The following is a 2,297-nucleotide window of genomic DNA, read 5'->3' as shown; positions in this document are numbered from 1 at the left end:
TTTTGAGGGTGTTCTTCGTATGGTTTGTTGACTGGTTCTGCTGCTTTGGTGGTGGGGTTGGTTGGCGTTGAAACATTTACGGAGAGTTTGATCCTGGCTCAGGACGAACGCTGGCGGCGTGCTTAACACATGCAAGTCGAACGGTGAAGCCCAGCTTGCTGGGTGGATCAGTGGCGAACGGGTGAGTAACACGTGAGTAACCTGCCCCTGACTTTGGGATAACTCCGGGAAACCGGGGCTAATACCGGATATGAGCTTCCACTGCATGGTGGGGGTTGGAAAGATTTATCGGTTGGGGATGGGCTCGCGGCCTATCAGCTTGTTGGTGGGGTGATGGCCTACCAAGGCGACGACGGGTAGCCGGCCTGAGAGGGCGACCGGCCACACTGGGACTGAGACACGGCCCAGACTCCTACGGGAGGCAGCAGTGGGGAATATTGCACAATGGGCGCAAGCCTGATGCAGCGACGCCGCGTGAGGGATGACGGCCTTCGGGTTGTAAACCTCTTTCAGCAGGGAAGAAGCGCAAGTGACGGTACCTGCAGAAGAAGCGCCGGCTAACTACGTGCCAGCAGCCGCGGTAATACGTAGGGCGCAAGCGTTGTCCGGAATTATTGGGCGTAAAGAGCTCGTAGGCGGTTTGTCGCGTCTGCTGTGAAATCCCGAGGCTCAACCTCGGGCTTGCAGTGGGTACGGGCAGACTAGAGTGCGGTAGGGGAGACTGGAATTCCTGGTGTAGCGGTGGAATGCGCAGATATCAGGAGGAACACCGATGGCGAAGGCAGGTCTCTGGGCCGCAACTGACGCTGAGGAGCGAAAGCATGGGGAGCGAACAGGATTAGATACCCTGGTAGTCCATGCCGTAAACGTTGGGCACTAGGTGTGGGGCTCATTCCACGAGTTCCGTGCCGCAGCTAACGCATTAAGTGCCCCGCCTGGGGAGTACGGCCGCAAGGCTAAAACTCAAAGGAATTGACGGGGGCCCGCACAAGCGGCGGAGCATGCGGATTAATTCGATGCAACGCGAAGAACCTTACCAAGGCTTGACATACACCGGAAACGGCCAGAGATGGTCGCCCCGCAAGGTCGGTGTACAGGTGGTGCATGGTTGTCGTCAGCTCGTGTCGTGAGATGTTGGGTTAAGTCCCGCAACGAGCGCAACCCTCGTCCCATGTTGCCAGCGGGTTATGCCGGGGACTCATGGGAGACTGCCGGGGTCAACTCGGAGGAAGGTGGGGATGACGTCAAATCATCATGCCCCTTATGTCTTGGGCTTCACGCATGCTACAATGGCCGGTACAAAGGGCTGCGATACCGTAAGGTGGAGCGAATCCCAAAAAGCCGGTCTCAGTTCGGATTGGGGTCTGCAACTCGACCCCATGAAGTCGGAGTCGCTAGTAATCGCAGATCAGCAACGCTGCGGTGAATACGTTCCCGGGCCTTGTACACACCGCCCGTCAAGTCACGAAAGTCGGTAACACCCGAAGCCCATGGCCCAACCCTTGTGGGGGGAGTGGTCGAAGGTGGGACTGGCGATTGGGACTAAGTCGTAACAAGGTAGCCGTACCGGAAGGTGCGGCTGGATCACCTCCTTTCTAAGGAGCTTTTGCTTCTGTTGAGCGCTGCCGGCTTGTCGGTCTGCCCTGTTCGGGGTGGGTGGGCGGGTTGGTGGTCATGCCGGTGCCGAACGTGTGCCGGGTGGTTGCTCATGGGTGGAACATTGACGAGGTCGTGCCCCTGGGGTGCGGTCGCTGCTAGTACTGCTGGGTTCCTTCGGGGGCCTGGTGTGGAAGGTGGTGGCCGGCTGGGGGTGGGGCCGATGAGCACACTGTTGGGTCCTGAGGGAACGGCCGTGGGCCGCCTGACCGGTCGTGAGGCCGGGGTGGGTGGTGGTTGTTGCTTCTGATGCGGGCCGTAGGCGAGCCGCGCCGTGAGGTGTGGGCCAGCTGCGGGATCGTCGGTTGCTTGAGAACTGTACAGTGGACGCGAGCATCTTTGAGAATCACAGATTGCATGCCCGTTGTGGTGTGTGTCCGTGGTTTCTGCAATTTTGTTGTTGAGTTAAGTTTTTAAGGGCACAGGGTGGATGCCTTGGCACCAGGAGCCGAAGAAGGACGTCGTAGCCTGCGATAAGCCTCGGGGAGTTGGCAAACGAACCGTGATCCGAGGATGTCCGAATGGGGAAACCCGGCCACAGTCATGTGTGGTCACCTGCACCTGAATATATAGGGTGTGTGGAGGGAACGCCGGGAAGTGAAACATCTCAGTACCGGCAGGAAGAGATATTCCGTGAGTAG

General features: G+C 58.7%; 2 rRNA genes. Both read left to right on the top strand.

Annotation, left to right across the window (positions count from 1 at the left end):
* The first annotated feature begins 75 nt into the window (after positions 1 to 75).
* A 16S ribosomal RNA gene (locus ACFT5B_RS19440) occupies positions 76 to 1,595 on the top strand.
* Between the two features lie 464 nt (positions 1,596 to 2,059).
* A 23S ribosomal RNA gene (locus ACFT5B_RS19435) occupies positions 2,060 to 2,297 on the top strand; the annotation flags it as partial.

The organism is Luteimicrobium sp. NPDC057192, assembly GCF_042670205.1.
Classification (GTDB): domain Bacteria; phylum Actinomycetota; class Actinomycetes; order Actinomycetales; family Cellulomonadaceae; genus Luteimicrobium.
The sequence above is the reverse complement of the archived record's forward strand: the minus strand, read 5'-3'. Positions and strand labels throughout refer to the sequence as shown.